At 64.4% G+C, this 1510-nt stretch carries 1 protein-coding gene and 1 pseudogene; both read left to right on the forward strand.

Annotated features, from left to right (window positions below; genetic code table 11):
- A pseudogene (locus I5M_RS00430) lies at positions 1–235 on the forward strand (6-phosphogluconate dehydrogenase (decarboxylating)); the annotation flags it as partial.
- Positions 232–1510: glucose-6-phosphate dehydrogenase (gene zwf, locus I5M_RS00435; RefSeq protein WP_022719602.1), on the forward strand; the 1279-nt coding region annotated here is incomplete at its 3' end. The pseudogene I5M_RS00430 and the gene zwf, both read left to right, overlap by 4 nt.

Here is a 1510-nt window from a genome sequence, read left to right on the forward strand (position 1 = left end):
CCGGCGAGGCCGCTGGACCATCAACGCCGCGATCCAGGAAGCAGTGCCAGCCGAGGTACTGACCGCGGCGCTGTTCGCCCGCTTCCGCTCGCGCCAGCAACACACCTTCGCCGAGAAGATCCTGTCGGCGATGCGCGCCGGCTTCGGCGGCCACAAGGAGCCGCAGCAACATCCCGAGCCGGCGCAGCAAAGGGCGCCCCAGCAGATGCTCAAACCCAAGGCGGAGCGCGCGTGACCACGCAATCGAATGCCCAGATCCCCGACGGCTGCAGCTTCGTCATCTTCGGCGTCACCGGCGATCTGACTCACCGCCTGATCATTCCGGCGTTGTACAATCTTGCCGAATCCGGGCTGCTGCCCGAAAAATTCTGCATCGTGGGCATCACCCGCAAGGAGATGTCGAGCGACGATCTGCGCGCCAGCCTGATGAAGGGCCTGCGCAGCTTCGCCACCCGCGAAGTCGACGATCAGGTCGCCGATCAGCTGCTGTATTGCGTCACCGCGATCAGTGCCGACCCGTCCGAGCCGGACTCGTTCGACAAGATGCGCGAGCGGCTGGAGAAGCTCGAGGCCGATCGCAGCACCGGCGGCAACCGGCTGTTCTATCTCGCCACCCCGCCTGATGCTTTCGAGCCAATCTCGACCGAGCTCGGTCGTGCCGGGCTCTTGAAGGAGCAGGAAGGCGCGTGGCGGCGGCTGGTGGTGGAGAAACCGTTCGGCACCGACCTCGCCTCCGCCAAGAAGCTCAACGATCATCTGCTCAGCATCGTCTCCGAGCACGAGCTCTATCGGATCGATCACTACCTCGGCAAAGAGACGGTGCAGAACATCCTGGTGCTGCGTTTCTCCAACGGCATGTTCGAGCCGATCTGGAACCGGGATCACATCGATCACGTCCAGATCACCGTTTCGGAGAAGCTCGGCGTCAGTCACCGCGGCAGCTTCTACGACAAGACCGGCGCGCTGCGCGACATGGTGCCGAACCATCTGTTTCAGTTGCTGTCGTTGGTGGCGATGGAGCCCCCGGCACATTTCAACGCCCACGCGGTGCGCGGCGCAAAAGCCGAAGTACTCGAGGCGATCCAGATCCAGAGCGAAGCCGACGCTCTGCGCAATTCGGTGCGTGCCCAATATGTCGCCGGCAAGGTCGGCGACGAGGACGTCATCGATTATCGCAGCGTGCAGGACGTCAAACCCGATTCGACCACCGAGACCTATGCGGCGCTGAAGCTGTCGATCGACAATTGGCGCTGGGCCGGCGTGCCGTTCTATCTACGGACCGGCAAGGCGCTCGGCGCCAAGCACACCGAGGTGGCAATCAAGGTCTGCCGTGTCGCCAGCGCGCGCGCCGGCAACGTGATCGGCGGCGGCGATTGGTCGGTGGATCGGCTGGTTCCGGACATGATCCGATCGCTATCGCGCGGTGCGTCGGTGGAGATCAGGAGTCCGCACGCGATCCGGCCGTGGCAGCATGTGCTGGAACCGCTGAGTGGCTACGTCCGCCTCGCCG

Source organism: Rhodopseudomonas sp. B29 (genome assembly GCF_000333455.1).
GTDB lineage: Bacteria > Pseudomonadota > Alphaproteobacteria > Rhizobiales > Xanthobacteraceae > Rhodopseudomonas.